Here is a 14,475-nt window from a genome sequence, read left to right on the forward strand (position 1 = left end):
ATGGCAAGCGACCGCTTAGTATGCGGTGGACCCGGTCGGACGACGGTCGGACGACGCAGTCGGCACAGTCCCGTGGAGGCACCGCATGCAGGCATGGCAAGTGCACGAGAACGGCGAGCCGAGCGAGGTGATGCGGCTCCAGGAGGTGGAGCGGCCCACGCCCGGCGACGGCCAGGTGCTGCTCAGGGTGCGTGCCGCCAACATCAACTTCCCGGACGTCCTGATGTGCCGGGGGCACTACCAGGTGCGCCCGCCGCTGCCGTTCACCCCGGGCGTCGAGATCTGCGGCGAGACCGAGGACGGACGCCGGGTGATCGCCAACCCCGTGCTTCCCCACGGCGGTTTCGCCGAGTACGCGGTCGCGGACGCCGCCGCGCTGCTGCCCGCCCCGGACGCACTGGACGACGCCGAAGCCGCCGCGCTGCACATCGGCTACCAGACGGGCTGGTTCGGACTGCACCGCAGGGCCGCCCTCCAGGCCGGCGAGACCCTGCTCGTGCACGCCGCCGCCGGCGGGGTCGGCAGCGCGGCCGTCCAGCTCGGCAAGGCGGCCGGGGCACGCGTGATCGGGGTCGTCGGCGGCGCCGACAAGGCCGCCGTCGCCCGTGCGCAGGGCTGTGACGTCGTCGTCGACCGGCGCACCGAGGACGTCGTCGCCGCCGTCAAGGAGGCCACCGGCGGCCGGGGCGCGGACGTGATCTACGACCCGGTGGGCGGCGACGCCTACACCCAGTCCACCAAGGTCGTCGCCTTCGAGGGCCGGATCGTGGTCGTCGGCTTCGCCAGCGGCACCATCCCCAGCCCGGCGCTCAACCACGCCCTGGTGAAGAACTACTCCATCCAGGGCCTGCACTGGGGCCTGTACGCCACCAAGAACCCCCGGCTGATCCTGGACTGCCACCGGCAGCTCACCGAACTGGCCGCCAAGGGCGCCATCAAGCCCCTGGTGAGCGAGCGGGTCCCGCTGTCCGAGGCCGCGGCGGCCGTGCAGCGGGTCGGTGACGGCGTCACCACCGGCCGGGTCACCGTCGTACCGAACGGAGCCGCAGCATGACCGACGCCGCCGAACTCACGCGCCGCACCGCCGAGTTGCTGGCCGCCAACCCGCCCGCCTCGACGGACAGGCTGGACTTCCTCAAGGCCCGCTTCGACGCGGGACTGGCCTGGGTGCACTACCCGGAGGGCCTCGGCGGTCTCGGTGCCCCGCGCTCCCTCCAGGCCGTCGTGGACGCGGCGCTGGAGGCCGCGGGCGCCCCCGACAACGACTCCCGGCGCAACGGCATCGGGCTCGGCATGGCCGCGCCCACCATCCTCAAGTACGGCACGGAGGAGCAGAAGCAGCGCTACCTGCGGCCGCTGTGGATCGGGGAGGAGGTCTGGTGCCAGCTGTTCAGCGAGCCGGGCGCCGGCTCCGACCTGGCGGCGCTGGGTACCCGGGCGGTCCGCGAGGATGGGGGTCCCTCCCGCTCGAGCGAAGCCGAGAGCGGGGGAGGGTGGGTGGTGAACGGGCAGAAGGTGTGGACCTCCGGCGCGCACAACTCCCGCTGGGCCATCCTCATCGCCCGCACCGACCCGGACGTGCCCAAGCACGCGGGCATCACCTACTTCATCTGCGACATGACCGACCCCGGCGTCGACGTCCGCCCGCTGCGGCAGATCACCGGCGAGGCCGAGTTCAACGAGGTCTTCCTCACCGACGTCCGCATCCCCGACTCCCGCCGCCTCGGCGCGGTCGGTGACGGCTGGCGGGTCGCCCAGACCACGCTCAACAACGAGCGCGTCGCCATCGGCGGCATGCGGCTGCCCCGCGAGGGCGGCATGATCGGCCCGGTCGTGAAGACCTGGCGCGAACGCCCCGAACTGCGCACCCACGACCTGCACCAGCGGCTGCTGAAGCTGTGGGTGGAGTCCGAGGTCGCCCGCCTCACCGCCGAGCGCCTGCGCCAGCAGCTGGTCGCGGGCCAGCCCGGCCCCGAGGGCGCCGGCATGAAGCTCGCGTTCGCCCGCCTCAACCAGGAGATCAGCGGCCTTGAGGTCGAACTCCGCGGCGAGGAAGGCCTGTTGTACGACGACTGGACCATGCGCCGGCCCGAACTGGTGGACTTCACCGGCCGCGACGCGGGCTACCGCTACCTCCGCGCCAAGGGCAACAGCATCGAGGGCGGGACCAGCGAGATCCTGCTGAACATCGTCGCCGAGCGCGTCCTGGGCCTGCCGGCCGAACCGCGCACCGACAAGGACGTCGCCTGGAAGGACCTGGCCCGATGACGGATCTGCTGTACTCGGAGGAGGAAGAGGCGCTGCGGGCCGCGGTGCGGGACCTGCTCTCCGACCACTGCGACGCGCCGGGCGTCATCGCCCGCACCGAGTCGGACACCCCGCACGACGCGGCCGCCTGGAAGGCCCTCACCGAGGGCATGGGGCTCGCCGGCCTGCTGGTCCCCGAGGAGCTGGGCGGCCAGGGCGCCTCGCACCGCGAGGCCGCCGTCGTCCTGGAGGAACTGGGGCGGGCGGTCGCGCCGGTGCCGTACCTGACCAGCGCCGTGGTGGCCACCGAGGCGCTGCTGGCCTGCGGCGACGGTCAGCTGCTCGGGAAGCTGGCGTCCGGGCGGACCGTCGGGGCGCTGGCCGTCGGGCTGCACGTCGCTCCGGGCGGCGAGTTCAGGACCGTACGCGTCGAGGACGGGCGCCTGCACGGCGAGTTGACCGGGATCGCGGACGCGGTCGCGGCCGACGTGCTGCTGGTGCCCGGCGACGACGGCGGGCTGTACGCGGTCGAGGCGGGCGCCGTGACCGTCACCCCGCAGGTGTCCTTCGACCTGACCCGGCCGCTCGCCACGGTGACGCTGGACGGGGCGGCCGGGCGGCGCGTGGGCGACGCGGAGCCGGCCGTACGGCGGGCGCTGCGGGCCGGAGCCGGTCTGCTGGCCTCCGAGCAGTTCGGCGTCGCCGAGTGGGCGCTGACCGAGACCGTGCGGTACCTCAAGGAGCGCAAGCAGTTCAACCGGCCGGTGGGCGGCTTCCAGGCGGTCAAGCACCGGCTGGCGCAGCTGTGGCTGGAGGTGGTGAACCTTCGCGCGGCGGCGCGCGGTGCGGCCGACGCGCTGGCCTCCGGCGGGGACGCCGATGTGCTGGTGGCCGTCGCGCAGGCCTACGCGGCGCCGGTTGCCGTGCACGCGGCCGAGGAGGCGCTGCAGTTGCATGCGGGGATCGGGATGACCTGGGAACACCCGATCCAACTGTATCTGAAGCGGGCCAAGGCGGACTCGATTGCCTTTGGTACGGCAGGGGTGCATCGGGAGGCCCTGGGCGCACTGGTTGATGTGCAGGCGCCGTGAGGTAGCGAGTTCGGGTGCGGGTGCGTGGGGGGCTGGTCGCGCAGTTCCTCCCCCAGCCTTCGGCCGGGGGGACCCCCAGCGCCCCTGACGGGGCGCTGCCGGTGAGGCTCGGATGAAATGAACCGGGGGTGGCAGTCCAGCCAACCTCCTGCGCAGGTGCGCCAATTGGGCTCCGGTCGCACGCATACTCCCTTGGGTCACTCATGGCCCTACAAGGGAGGCAGAGCATGGCCCTCACCACCCGTCGCAGAGCCCTCACCACCCTCGGCGCCGCCCTCGTCGGCGCCGTCGCACTGCCCGGCGCGCAGGCCTGGGCGGGCGGCGGCCGGCGTGGTCGGCGACCGCTGTGGCGTGCCCACGCCCACAACGACTACGAGCACACCCACCCCCTGTACGACGCCCTCGGCCACCGGTTCGGGAGCGTCGAGGCCGACATCTTCCTCGTCGGCGACCAGCTCCTGATCGGCCACACCGCAGACGACCTCGACCCGAGCCGCACCCTCGAATCCCTGTACCTCGATCCGCTGGCCGCCATCGTCAAGGCCAACCACGGTTCCGTGTACCGGGGTTGGCGCCGGCCGCTGCAGCTGCTCATCGACATCAAGACCGAGGGCTCCTCGACCTACCTGGAGCTCGACCGGCATCTGCGGCGCTACCCGCACCTGTTCACCACCTACGCCCACGGCCGGGTGATCCCCGGCGCGGTCACCAACGTCATCTCCGGCGACCGTGCCGCGCGCACGCCGATGGAGGCGCAGAGCGTGCGCCGGGCCTTCTACGACGGCCGGCTCACCGACCTCGGCACCTCGGCGCCCGCCTCCTTCGTCCCGCTGATCAGCGACAACTGGCAGCTCAACTTCACCTGGCTCGGCGCGGGCGCGTTCCCCGACGCCGAGCGGCAGAAGCTCCGCGACATCATCGGCCAGGCGCACGCGCACGGCCAGACGGTGCGCTTCTGGAACACCCCCGACGTGGCCGGCTCCGACCGCGACGCGCTGTGGGGCGAACTGCTGGCCGCCGGCATCGACTACTTCAACACCGACGACCTGGCAGGCCTGGAAGCCTTCCTGGACGCCCACGCCGGGTCGTAACACCACTCGAACGGGGGCCGTGTCAACCGCACGGCCCCACCCTCCGCTACGCCACACTTGCGGCCGAACGCCCCCGAACGGGCGTGGCGGAGGAGGTTCGCGATGGCCGTTTCCATCTCTGTGGTGCTGCTGCTCCTGTTGCTGGCCGTGATCTTCATGCGCCAGGGCGCGCTGAAGATCTCGCACGCCCTGGTCTGCATGCTGTTCGGGTTCTTCCTGGCCAGCACCAGCATGGCGCCGACCATCACCAGCGGGCTCACCGCGACCGCGGACCTGGTCAGCAGTCTGCGGCCCTGAGCTTGCCGCCGGGGGTTCCGTCAGGGGGTTCCGTCGGGGGGTTCCGTCAGGGTTTCCAGAAGACCCCGATCCCGTTCGCCACAGCGCGCTCCGGGCTCTCGGTCGGGTGGTTGAGCACGCTCACCGTCTTCGCGCCCGCGGTGCGGGCCACCATGGTCGTGGAGCCGCCGCCGTCCAGGCTGAACGCGTCGGCCGCTCCCAACTGCCGCATCTCGGCGGCCACTTCGGCGATGGTCAGGCCGCTGCGGTAGGCCACCGCACCGTCCAGTGCGAGCAGCAGCAGCCGGCGCCCGCCGTTCGCGTAGCCGACGGCCGTGCGCACCGCCGCGGTGGTGTCGTTGAGGCCGGCCAGCGGCTCGCCGCCGCGCAGCACCGGGTAGCCGCCGACCGCGAAGCGGTACGGGATCCTGGACGCGGACGCCACCATCCGTTCGCGCACCGTGACCCGTTCGCCCTTGGTGAGGGCGCGCAGCCGGTCCGCGCCGGCCTCGCGGCCCAGCAGCACGGTCGTGCCCGCGGCGATCGCACCGCTGCCCGGGGCGGCCGACGTGGCGACGACCTTGCCGCCGCGGATCTGCACCTCGTAGGTGTCCGTGGCGCACCCGGCGGCCCGGTCGGTGTCCGAGCCGCAGGTGGCGCGCTTGCGGGAGGCCGAGCCCCAGGCGGCGGTGTAGGCGCCCACCGACCCCTGCGCCAGGGCGTACTGGTTGAGGCCCCGCAGCGCCAGGGTGGCGTCGGGGGTGCGGACCGTGCCGACGAGGGTCAGCCGGTCGAGCCGGGCCCGGCGGTCCACGCCGACGCCGAGGACATCGGTGGTGTCGGTGCCCGGCGGCAGCGACGGGCCGAACCGCTGGGCCGTCGGCACCGCGGCCTTCAGCACCCTGCCGTGCGCGATCGCCGGGCCGACGCTCGCGCCGGTCGCCGCGACGCCCGGGTGCTGGGTCTCGGTGATGTTGAAGAAGTCGCCGTTCACGCCCGCGACCGCGCCCGCCGCGTCCGCCATCGTGGACACCGGCGACCGTGCGGCCACCGCGCCCGGCGAGAGCAGGTCCACGCGGACGTGCGGGTCGGTCAGGTCGACGGTCAGCAGATGGACGTGGACCGTGCCCTTGGCCGCGGGGAGGTCGAACTGCCGGTAGGCGACGCCGGACGCGATCCGGCCGGCGCCCGACGCGGCGCCGGCCGGTGCCGCCCCCGCGAGGGCCGCACCGGCCAGCACGCCGGACGTGGTGAGAATCGTGCACAGGTTTCGGGTCGTCGCTGCAAGCCGTCTCCGACGATGCGTCACCGCACCCCCTGATGTCTCGTCAAGTTCCTGAGGGACTCAGGAAGTGCAGCAGACGAGAGTGGCCCGCGGGGCGGCTAGCCGTCGACTACGCGAGAACGGGTGAGGAAACGCACCCCCTCGGGTGCCTCCAGGGAGAAACCGCTCCCCCTTCCGGGTACCACGTCCACGATCAGCCGGGTGTGGCTCCACGCCTCGTACTGGCTGCGGGACATCCAGAAGGTGACCGGCTCCTCGACCCCGTCCACCGCCAGCTCGGCGAGCAGCACGTCCGAGCCGCCGGTACGGAACTCGCCGTCCGGATAGCACATCGGCGCGCTGCCGTCGCAGCAGCCGCCGGACTGGTGGAACATCAGCGGCCCGTGCTCGGCATGCAGCCGGCGCACCAGCTCGGCGGCGCTCGGGGTGAGTTCGACGCGCGGGGGCGTCGCTGTCGTGTCGGCCATGGTCACCCTCCTGGGGCCGGGGCGTCGGACCCCTCAGTCTCACGCCTCGTCACCGGCACGTCCAGAAGCGGTCGTCAGGCACCGGCTTCGCGGCCCCGCCCCGCACCGCGACCTCGCCCACCGCACCCCGCGTGAACCGGACGTCCTGCGGCTGCTCGCGCAACGGCTCTCCAACGCCGGACCCGCCGCCCGTCTCCACCTCTCCGAAGCCACCGTCAAGACCCATGTCCCCCGCGTCCTCGGCAAGCTGGGCCGGCGGGACCGCGCCCGGGCGGTGGGCGTCGCCGACGAGACGGGACCGGTCAACCCCCGGCGGCCGTTGCGAGCCTCCTTCCGGCAAGGCGGACACGGCCCGGCAGCCGTCACAAATGCAGGCGCGGCCCGGCCGGTAAGGCCGTCACAATGGCGCGATGATCGGCAAGAGGATCACCTATCGCACGGCGGACGGCATACGCGTCCGTGGAACCTGGCGGCACGCCTTCATCCGCAACGGCGACTACTTTCTGACCGACCTGTTCATCTACGCGGACGGGCTCGTCGACTGCTGGGGTCTGGTCACCCTGGAGGAGTTCGAGGAGAAGCTGCGCACCGGCTGGGTGGCCACCGCACTCCCGGACGGAGCGAGGGCGTCGGCACACGACCTGGCCTCCTGGAAGTTCGGCGAACCGCGTATGTGGCACACCCCCGAGCAGCTCCTGGGCGAGGTACGCGACACCATTGACCAGCTCAACGGCCGCCCGGACTCGACGGAACGCTGCCTGGCCGCGGCAGACGCGTTTCTCGCCGACCGCACCGAGGAGAAGCGGGCGGCCGCCCGGGACGCCTATCTCGCCATCCCCGAGACCTCGCGCCGCTACGCCCTCGGTGACATGGACAACAAGGACTGGCCGTTGCGGGTCCTGGTGACCGGGCCCGGCGGGTGCCTGGACGGACGGCCCCAACCGGTCACGCAGGAGGCGTACGACAGGGCCGTCGCCTACTTCGAGGAGCGGGCGGAGTGGGCGGCCGCACGGGCCTCGCGGGTCCCGGCCGACGGCCCCGAGACGGCCGTGGCCCCCGCGATCCACCTGTACCAGAGCTATCCGCACAGGCCGTCCGAGTCCCCGGGCACCGACGCCCTGCGCAACGACTACCCGGCGCCCGTCGAGGCCGACGGGGCCACCTACCCGTCCGTGGCGCACGCCTACTGGGCGCTGTCCACCGCCGGCGCCCGGGTGCGGACGTCGATCGCGGCGGCGGACAGAGGCGCGGCCGCCCGTGCGCTCGCCGTCGAGGCGCCCCGCCGCGAGGGCTGGGAGCAGGTCCGTACGGCCGTCATGACCGCTCTGCTGCGGGCCAAGTTCGCGCACCACCCGGACCTCGCCGAGATCCTCCTCGCCACCGGCGACGCGACCCTCGTCTACGACGACGCCGACTCCGCCTACTGGGGCGACCGTGGCGGGAGGGGCCGCAACTGGGCCGGCCGGCTCCTGGAACTCGTCCGCTCGGAACTGCACGCCGCACGCGCGGGGCTCGGTCAGGTGATCTGACCGGGGTGTGCGGGAGCTGTCCGGGCCACGCTCCCGCACGCCCATTGACCTGGGCCTGTCCGTATCCTTAACCTCTGTCTGCATACGTAGACGTCGTCGTCCCGAGGATCTCCGCCCATGAGCCAGCCCGTCGTCACCCGCTTCTCCGTGTATCCGGTGGCAGGCCGGGACTCCATGCTGCTCAACCTCTCCGGCGCGCACGCCCCGTACTTCACCCGCAACGTCGTGGTCGTCGAGGACTCCGAGGGCCGCACCGGGCTCGGTGAGGTACCCGGTGGAGAGGCGATCACCCGGACCCTGCGGGATGCCGGGTCCCTGGTGGTCGGAGCCCGGCTGGGGGACTACAAGCGGGTACTGCGGGCCGTGGGGGAGGAGTTCGCGGGGCGGGACGCCGGCGGCCGCGGCGCGCAGACCTTCGACCTGCGCACCGCCGTGCACGCCGTCACCGCCGTGGAGTCCGCGCTCCTCGACCTGCTCGGCCAGCACCTGGAGGTACCCGTCGCCGCGCTGCTCGGCGACGGCAAGCAGCGCGACTCGGTCCGCGTCCTCGGCTACCTCTTCTACGTCGGCGACCCGGACCGCACCGACCTGGACTACCTCCGCGAACCCGACTCCGACGTGCCCTGGCACCGCATCCGCCGCGAGGAGGCCCTCACCCCGGAGGCGGTCGTCCGGCAGGCGGAGGCGGCCTACGACCGCTACGGCTTCCGGGACTTCAAGCTCAAGGGCGGCGTGCTGGCGGGGGCCGAGGAGGTCAGGGCCGTCCGGGCGCTGAAGGACCGCTTCCCCGAGGCCAGGATCACCCTCGACCCCAACGGCGCCTGGTCCCTGCGCGAGGCCGTCGAGCTGTGCCGCCCACTGCTCGGCACCCTCGCCTACGCCGAGGACCCCTGCGGGGCCGAGGGCGGCTACTCCGGGCGGGAGATCCTCGCCGAGTTCCGCCGGGCCACCGGGCTGCCCACCGCGACCAACATGATCGCCACCGACTGGCGGCAGCTCACCCACGCCCTCGCCCTGCAGTCGGTGTCGATCCCGCTCGCGGACCCGCACTTCTGGACCATGCAGGGGTCGGTGCGGGTGGCGCAGCTCTGCCACGAGGCGGGACTGACCTGGGGCTGCCACTCCAACAACCACTTCGACATCTCGCTCGCGATGATGGCGCACTGCGGTGCCGCGGCCCCCGGCGAGTACAACGCCCTGGACACGCACTGGATCTGGCAGGAGGGACAGGAGCGGCTCACCGTCGAGCCCCCGCGGATCACCGGCGGCGAGGTCGCCGTCACCGACGCCCCCGGGCTCGGCGTCCGGCTCGACATGGACCGGCTGCTCGCGGCCCATGCCCGCCACGAGGAGCTGGACCTCGGGGCGGGCCGGGACGACGCGGCCGGGATGCAGTACCTCGTGGCGGGCTGGAGCTTCGACGCCAAACGGCCCTGCCTGGTGCGGTGAGCCGAGCCGTCGGGCGCCGTCAGGCGCCCTGCGCGGCCGAGGACTTCTCGGCGGTGGTGTGCCCGGCCGCCCGGAGCGTGAGCTGCTGCCGGGGTGCGCGCAGCAGGATCAGCGCGACCAGGGCGGCCAGCAGCGTCAGGCTCCCCGCCGTGATCAGGCACAGGCGCATGCCGTCCAGGAAGGAGTCGCCGAGCGCGCCCATCGTCTGCCCGGTCCGGGCGCCCAGGTCCAGGCCGGCTACCGCGCCGAGGCCGTCCGTCCGCGCGGTCGTGACGATCTGGTCCCGCGTCGCGCCGGTGACGCCCGCGTCGGTGAGGTGACCGGGCAGCGCGTCCAGGGCCCGGGTGGTGAGCAGCGCGCCCAGGACGGCCGGGCCGAGGGCGCCGCCGACCTGCCGGAAGGCGTTGTTGCCGGCGGCGGCCATGCCCGCCAGGTGGTGCGGCACGGAGGCCACCGCGGTCGCGGTCATCGCCGTCATGACGAAGCCCATGCCGAGGCCCAGCAGGGCGAGCCGCCAGGCGGCCGAGCCGAACGAGGTGCCGGCGGTCAGACCGGTCAGCGCGAACAGGGCGGCGGTGACCACCAGCAGACCACCGGTGATCATCACCCGGGCCGATATCCGGTGCATCAGCCGCCCGGCCGGTCCGCCGACCAGCAGGGCCGCCCCGGTGACCATCAGCAGCCGCCATGCGGCCTCCATGGTGTCGAGCCGCTGCACCATGCCGAAGTAGAGGCTCAGCACGAAGAAGAAACCGATCAGCGCCAGGAAACTGGTCGTCGCGACCAGCGTGGTGGCGGTGAAGGCGGGGCTGCGGAACAGGCCCAGGTCCAGCATCGGGCTGTCGCTGCGCCGCTCCGCCAGCACGAACCCGGCACCCGCGACCACGGCCGTGAACAGCGCCACCATCACCTTGACGTCGGTGAACGAACTCGCCCCGCCCTCGATCACGCCGTACACCAGGGCGGTGACCGCGAGCGTCGCGGTGAGCTGGCCGGGCCAGTCCAGACGGCGCCCGCCCGGTGCCCGCGAGTCGGCCAGCTGCCGGGCCGCGACGGCGACGGTCAGCAGCGCGACGGGCACGGTCGGCAGGTAGATCCAGCGCCACGAGAAGTGCTGGACGATCACACCGGCGAGCAGCGGACCGACGGCCAGGGCCGCCGTCAGGCAGGTGGCCCAGATGCCGATGAACTTGCCGCGCTCCCGGTGGTCCGGCACCGCATGGCTGATCAGCGCCAGCGTGGTCGGCAGCAGTGCGGCCGCGCCGACGCCGGCCAGGGCCTGTCCGGCCCAGACGGCCTCGACCGAGTGCGCGCACAGGGCGGTGGCCGCGCCCGCCGCCGAGAACAGCAGGCCCGCCTGGAACACCTTCTTGCGCCCGTGGACGTCCCCGAAGACGCCCGCGGTCAGGATGAACGCGGCCATCGGCAGCACGAACGCGTCCTGCACCCATGACAGCTGGGCGGTCGAGGCGTTCAGCGCGGCCTGCAGGGCGGGCAGGCTCACGGCGACGGTGGTGACCGGAAGATAGGCGACGAAGACGCCCAGGCAGGCCATGACGATCGTGGCCGCCCGCCGCTCGACCGGCGCGCTCGCCGGTGTCGTGACGTTCACGGAGATACTCCTTCGCGGCGCACCGCACCGCGGTCGAAGGCCACCGGCGTGTCCGGCGGCCTGTGTCGAACGGGCTTCCGAGGGGAAACCCGCCGCCACAGCATCCGATCCCGCTCACGCAACCGCCAAGCAGAGCACCGGCAGGCAGCAGAATCCTCCAACCTGCCGACGCTCGTGGCAGACTTCCCGCATGCTCGACGAGACGGTCCGGAAAATCCTCCGCGCCCTCCAGTGCGCGCCCCGGCTGCCCTTCCGCCGGATCGGCGAGGTGGCCGGGGTCTCCGAGCAGACCGCGGCCCGCCGCTACCAGGCGCTGCGCCGCGCCGGGGCACTGCGGGTGGTGGGGATGGTCAACCCGTGGGTGTACGGCGCCGCGCAGTGGGTCACCCGCATCCGCTGCCGCCCGGACCGGGTCGCGCCGCTCGCCGACGCCCTCGCCCGGCGCCCCGACATCTCCTGGGCCCACCTGGCCTCGGGCGGTTCGGAGATCATCTGCGTCATGCGCTCGCCGCTCGGCGGGCCGCGGGAGGACGTACTCCTCCGGCAGCTGCCCAGGTCCGCCTCGGTCCTCGACCTCAGCATCGACCTGATCATCCACGGCTACGACGCTCCCGGCACCGCCGGCTGGACCGGCTACGGCGACAGCCTCGACGCCGAGCAGGTCCGGCAGCTGACCTCGGAGCGGCCGCCGCCCGCCGCCGGGCCGCCGCCCCCGCCGGCCGCCGAGGACGCCCCGCTGCTCGACGCCCTCGCCCAGGACGGCCGTACCACCCACACCCGGCTCGCCGAACTCACCGGCTGGTCGCTGTCCCGGGTGGCCCGCCGGCTGGAGTCGCTGGAGGGCTCCGGAACCCTGGAGTACGAGGTCGAACTGCTTCCGGAGCGGCTGGGGTTCGGGCTCAACGCCATCCTCTGGCTGCGGGTCGCCCCCGCTCACCTGGAGCGGGTCGGCGCGGAGACCGCCCGGCTCGACGAGGTCCCCTTCGTCGGCGCCATCAGCGGGGAGAACAACCTGATGGTCAGCGTCATCACCCGTGACCCCGAGGACTTCTACCGCTTCCTGACCACCCGCATCGCCGCGACCCCGGGCATCGACGGCTACGACGTCAGCATCAGCCTCCGCCACCTCAAGAAGGCGGCATCCCTCATCTCCCGGGGCCGACTGGTACCGCCGGTGTCCGTCCAGGGACCGTCCGGCGGATCACGTCACAGGAACGCCGCGGCGACCGATCAGCCGAGGTGAGCGGGTCGGCGCCGCAGCAGGCAGCCGGCATGCCGCGGGGCTTCCGGCGGAGCGCCTAGGCGGAGCCCCCGGAGCCCCCGGAGCCCCCGGAGCCCCCGGAGCCTCCGGTGTCCTCCGCGGCCACGACCGACACGGGCAGTCGCCGTACCCCGTGCATCAGCAGACCCGGCGTCCACTCCAGGTCCGTCTCGGCCACGGCCAGCCCCGCCACCCGCCCCACGAACGCGGTGACCGCGACCTCGGCCTCCATCCGGGCCAGCGGAGCGCCCAGGCAGTGGTGGACGCCGTGCCCGAACGCGAGATGGCCGCCGGCCGGACGGCCGAGGCGGAAGGTGCCCGGGTCCTCGAACCGGGCCGGGTCCCGGTTCGCCGCGGCCAGGGACACCAGCAGCATGTCGCCCCGGCGCACCGGCACCTCGCCGACCTCCAGGTCCTCGGTGGCGAAGCGCTCCGTCGCCGTCAGCACCGGCCCGTCCACCCGGAGGAACTCCTCGACCGCCGCCGCGACCAGCCCCGGATCCGCGCGCAGCGCCTTGAGGAGGTCCGGCTGCCGGGCCAGGCCGAGGAGTACGGTGCCGATGAGGTTCGCGGTCGTCTCGTACCCGGCGATCAGCAACAGGAAGGCCATGCCGACCAGTTCGGGGTCGGTGAGCCGGTCCTCGCCGGTGTCGGTGGCCAGCGCGCTCAGCAGGTCAGGTCCGGGCGCGGAGCGCTTGCCGGCGATCAGCTCCGCCAGATACCCGCTCATCCATACGTAGGCCTCCTCCCGGTCCGCGCCGGCGACCGGGGCCACGATCTGCTCCGAGGCCCAGCGGAACCGGTCCCGGTCGGCGAGCGGCACGCCGAGCAGTTCGCAGATCACGGCGATGGGGACGCGGGCGGCGAAGCCGTCCACCAACTCCGGTGTCTCCTCGGCCAGTACGTCGTCCAGCAGCCGGGACGCGATCTCCCGGGTCCGCGGCCGCAGCGCCGCCACCCGTTGCGGGGTGAAGGCGCGCGCCACCACCGCGCGCAGCCGGGTGTGTTCGGGCGGGTCCACGGTCAGCATGTAGTCGACCCCGACCTCGTCCCGGACCCCGCTCATCAGCCAGCCGGGCGCCAGGCCCGCGCGTTCGCTGCGCTTGGACACCCGCGGATCGGTGAGTACGGCGCGTGCCGCCTCGTACCCGGTGACCAGCAACTGCGGTGGGGCTCCCGCCGGTTCGCAGCGGTGCGCGGCGCCCGACTCGGTGAGCCGCCGCAGCACCGCGTGCGGGTCCGCCCGGAACGCGGACCCCTCCAGCACGGTCCGCAGCGCGGTGCCCTCGCCGTCCGGGGTGTCTGTGGTCATCGGGGTCTCCCACCTGAACATATTGCTTTCGTCGGCAAGCATCATGGCCAAGTGGGAGGCTGTCAAGGAGAGTTCGGGTGGAGAAGACGTCAGAAGCTGGTCCGTGTTCCGCCGTCCACCGTCACCATGCTGCCCGTGATGTAGCCCGCAGCCGGCGACAGCAGGAACGCGGCGGTGCGGCCGAACTCCTCCGGAGTGCCGAGGCGGCGCAGCGGGATGCCGGCGGCGGTGGTGGCGGCGTCGCCGGTGATCGACTGGAGTTCGAGTGTCCGGTCGGTCCCGATGTGGGCCGGCACCAGCCCGACCACGCGGATGCCCCGCGGGCCCAGCTCGCCCGCGAGGGTCTTCGCGTAGCCGGCCAGCGCGGGCCGCATGGCGTTGGAGATGGCGAGGCCGGGGATCGGCTCGTACACCGAGGTCGACAGCACGAACCCGATCACCCCACCCTCGCCGAGCCGCGCGGCGACGGCCCGCGACAGCCGCACCGCGCCCAGGAAGCCCGACTCGAAGGAGGCGCGCCACTGCTCGTCGTCGATGCCGTCCGTGGTGCCCGTCGGCGGGCCGCCGACGCTGATGAGCACGCCGTCGAGCCCGTTGAACGCCTCGTGCGCCGCCGTCAGCAGCCGGTCCGGCGTGCCGGCGTCGGCGTTGTCGGCGACCACCCCGACGGCCTGCCCTGGGCCGCCCAGCTCCGCCTCGGCCGCGGCCAGCGAGTGCGTACTGCGCCCGCTGACCACCACCTTGGCACCGCCGGAGGTCAGCTCGCGGGCGGCGGCCAGGCCGAGACCGCGGGTGCCGCCGGTGACGATGTAGACGCGGTCCTTCAGTCCGAGATCCATCTCTGCTCCCGTGTTC

At 73.4% G+C, this 14,475-nt stretch carries 13 protein-coding genes and 1 pseudogene; 9 read left to right on the forward strand and 5 right to left on the reverse strand.

Annotated features, from left to right (window positions below; genetic code table 11):
- Window positions 1-85 precede the first annotated feature (85 nt).
- The 5 genes from ACIQVL_RS19965 to ACIQVL_RS19985 all read left to right on the forward strand — a co-directional run bounded on the left by ACIQVL_RS19965 (window position 86) and on the right by ACIQVL_RS19985 (window position 4,726).
- Window positions 86-1,054 (forward strand): NADPH:quinone oxidoreductase family protein, encoded by a 969-nt coding sequence (locus tag ACIQVL_RS19965; protein ID WP_403439669.1) that lies wholly within the window; start codon window positions 86-88, stop codon window positions 1,052-1,054.
- Window positions 1,051-2,268, forward strand: a complete 1,218-nt coding sequence (locus ACIQVL_RS19970) for an acyl-CoA dehydrogenase family protein (protein WP_403439668.1) — start codon at window positions 1,051-1,053, stop codon at window positions 2,266-2,268. Before ACIQVL_RS19965 ends, ACIQVL_RS19970 begins: the two co-directional genes overlap by 4 nt.
- Window positions 2,265-3,338 carry an acyl-CoA dehydrogenase family protein gene (locus ACIQVL_RS19975; RefSeq protein ID WP_403475948.1) on the forward strand — a complete coding sequence of 358 codons (1,074 nt, stop codon included), beginning with the start codon at window positions 2,265-2,267 and terminating at the stop codon, window positions 3,336-3,338. Before ACIQVL_RS19970 ends, ACIQVL_RS19975 begins: the two co-directional genes overlap by 4 nt.
- A gap of 227 nt (window positions 3,339-3,565) precedes the next feature.
- Window positions 3,566-4,429, forward strand: coding sequence for a phosphatidylinositol-specific phospholipase C/glycerophosphodiester phosphodiesterase family protein (locus ACIQVL_RS19980; RefSeq protein WP_403475949.1), 864 nt, complete (start codon window positions 3,566-3,568; stop codon window positions 4,427-4,429).
- Window positions 4,430-4,531: 102 nt separating this feature from the next.
- The gene (locus ACIQVL_RS19985) at window positions 4,532-4,726 is read left to right on the forward strand and encodes a hypothetical protein (RefSeq protein WP_093505948.1); all 195 of its coding nucleotides are present in this window, start codon (window positions 4,532-4,534) and stop codon (window positions 4,724-4,726) included.
- Window positions 4,727-4,772: 46 nt separating this feature from the next.
- Here ACIQVL_RS19985 and ACIQVL_RS19990 read toward each other — a convergent pair whose 3' ends face one another.
- Both ACIQVL_RS19990 and ACIQVL_RS19995 read right to left on the reverse strand, forming a co-directional pair.
- A complete protein-coding gene (locus ACIQVL_RS19990; RefSeq protein ID WP_403475950.1) occupies window positions 4,773-5,945 on the reverse strand; it encodes a phosphodiester glycosidase family protein in 1,173 nt (390 codons plus the stop codon).
- A gap of 143 nt (window positions 5,946-6,088) precedes the next feature.
- Window positions 6,089-6,457 carry a DUF779 domain-containing protein gene (locus ACIQVL_RS19995; RefSeq protein WP_403439660.1) on the reverse strand — a complete coding sequence of 123 codons (369 nt, stop codon included), beginning with the start codon at window positions 6,455-6,457 and terminating at the stop codon, window positions 6,089-6,091.
- Here ACIQVL_RS19995 and ACIQVL_RS20000 point away from each other — a divergent pair.
- The 3 genes and pseudogenes from ACIQVL_RS20000 to ACIQVL_RS20010 form a co-directional block, all read left to right on the forward strand.
- Window positions 6,456-6,680 (forward strand): annotated as a pseudogene (locus tag ACIQVL_RS20000) (LuxR C-terminal-related transcriptional regulator); the annotation flags it as partial. The gene ACIQVL_RS19995 and the pseudogene ACIQVL_RS20000 sit on opposite strands and share 2 nt — an antisense overlap.
- Window positions 6,681-6,867: 187 nt before the next feature.
- Complete coding sequence (locus ACIQVL_RS20005) at window positions 6,868-7,986, forward strand: NADAR family protein (RefSeq protein WP_403475951.1); 1,119 nt, start codon at window positions 6,868-6,870, stop codon at window positions 7,984-7,986.
- Window positions 7,987-8,103: 117 nt separating this feature from the next.
- Window positions 8,104-9,435 carry an enolase C-terminal domain-like protein gene (locus tag ACIQVL_RS20010; RefSeq protein ID WP_403439656.1) on the forward strand — a complete coding sequence of 444 codons (1,332 nt, stop codon included), beginning with the start codon at window positions 8,104-8,106 and terminating at the stop codon, window positions 9,433-9,435.
- Between the two features lie 19 nt (window positions 9,436-9,454).
- Here ACIQVL_RS20010 and ACIQVL_RS20015 read toward each other — a convergent pair whose 3' ends face one another.
- Window positions 9,455-11,047, reverse strand: a complete 1,593-nt coding sequence (locus tag ACIQVL_RS20015) for an MFS transporter (RefSeq protein ID WP_403475952.1) — start codon at window positions 11,045-11,047, stop codon at window positions 9,455-9,457.
- Between the two features lie 190 nt (window positions 11,048-11,237).
- Between ACIQVL_RS20015 and ACIQVL_RS20020 the strand changes: the two genes are divergently transcribed.
- Window positions 11,238-12,290 carry an Lrp/AsnC family transcriptional regulator gene (locus ACIQVL_RS20020; protein WP_403475953.1) on the forward strand — a complete coding sequence of 351 codons (1,053 nt, stop codon included), beginning with the start codon at window positions 11,238-11,240 and terminating at the stop codon, window positions 12,288-12,290.
- A gap of 55 nt (window positions 12,291-12,345) precedes the next feature.
- On the opposite strand, the gene ACIQVL_RS20025 is transcribed toward ACIQVL_RS20020, so the two are convergent.
- Both ACIQVL_RS20025 and ACIQVL_RS20030 read right to left on the reverse strand, forming a co-directional pair.
- Window positions 12,346-13,620, reverse strand: a complete 1,275-nt coding sequence (locus tag ACIQVL_RS20025; RefSeq protein WP_403475954.1) for a cytochrome P450 — start codon at window positions 13,618-13,620, stop codon at window positions 12,346-12,348.
- Between the two features lie 89 nt (window positions 13,621-13,709).
- The gene (locus tag ACIQVL_RS20030; protein ID WP_403439648.1) at window positions 13,710-14,459 is read right to left on the reverse strand and encodes an SDR family NAD(P)-dependent oxidoreductase; all 750 of its coding nucleotides are present in this window, start codon (window positions 14,457-14,459) and stop codon (window positions 13,710-13,712) included.
- Window positions 14,460-14,475: the final 16 nt, after the last annotated feature.

The organism is Streptomyces sp. NPDC090499, assembly GCF_044769305.1.
GTDB lineage: Bacteria > Actinomycetota > Actinomycetes > Streptomycetales > Streptomycetaceae > Streptomyces.